This window comes from Mycobacterium scrofulaceum (assembly GCF_001667885.1).
Classification (GTDB): domain Bacteria; phylum Actinomycetota; class Actinomycetes; order Mycobacteriales; family Mycobacteriaceae; genus Mycobacterium; species Mycobacterium scrofulaceum_C.
The window spans coordinates 1-1,008 of sequence record NZ_LZJW01000166.1; the positions used below are offsets into that span (position 1 = coordinate 1).

Here is a 1,008-nt window from a genome sequence, read left to right on the forward strand (position 1 = left end):
CTGGAACCAACCCCCACCCAAACGACGCAACCCCTGGCCCATCGTCGCCGGCGTCGCCGCCCTGGTCGTCGTCCTCGTCATCGCCGCCGTCGTTATCGCGATGGTCATGGGAGGCGACGACAGCAACCCGCAGGCCAACCGCACTTCGACCACGACGACCACGACGACCACCAGAAGCGTCACCACCACCACGACCACCCGGGCCGGTAACCCACAGAGCAAGCTGCTGGGCATGCTGCCCGCCGGATATCCCAATGGCGCTTGCACACCGGCCACCCCGAAGGCGAACAGCATATGGGTGAACGCGTTGGCCATGGTGGACTGCGACCAGAACACCAACCAGGGCGGCCCTTCCCGCGCCGTCTACGGATTGTTCGCCAGTGCCGATCTGTTGAAGAAGGCGTTCGACGACGACGTCGCCGCCGTGCAGTTGCTCAACTGCCCGGGCGCCGGTCCGTCACCGGATGGCTGGCACCACGACAGCACCCCGACGGTGACGGCCGGCTCGATCGCCTGCGGCACATACAAGAACCACCCGAACGTCATCTGGACCAACGACGCCAAACTCCTGCTCTGTGACGTCTACGGAGATCCTCCCGCGCTCGAGGACCTGCACACGTGGTGGACCAACTACGGCGGCTGAGTCGTGGGGCCAAACCGCAACGCCGACAGGCTTTCACGACGTTAGTAGGCGGCCCAGCCGCCACAATTCACCGCGAGAGGGACGCCGCTGACCGCCGGCGCGGCACACCACAGTTGAACCGCCGACAACCGATATCCGACGCAATACGCCGGGGTGGGTGGGGGCTTACGGTCGTGGTGGTGGTGACGCTTCTGGTGGTCGTCGTGGTCGTCGTGGTCGAAGTGCGGTTGGCCTGCGGGTTGCTGTCGTCGCCTCCCATGACCATCGCGATAACGACGGCGGCGATGACGAGGACGACGACCAGGGCGGCGACGCCGGCGACGATGGGCCAGGGGTTGCGTCGTTTGGGTGGGGGTTGGTTCCAG

1 protein-coding gene and 1 pseudogene are annotated in these 1,008 nt (G+C 66.3%); both read left to right on the plus strand.

What is annotated here, in order from left to right:
• Positions 1-643 (plus strand): annotated as a pseudogene (locus A5681_RS27545) (hypothetical protein); the annotation flags it as partial.
• 179 nt (positions 644-822) lie between these two features.
• The coding region (locus tag A5681_RS23550; protein ID WP_156738121.1) for a hypothetical protein at positions 823-1,008 on the plus strand (186 nt) is incomplete at its 3' end.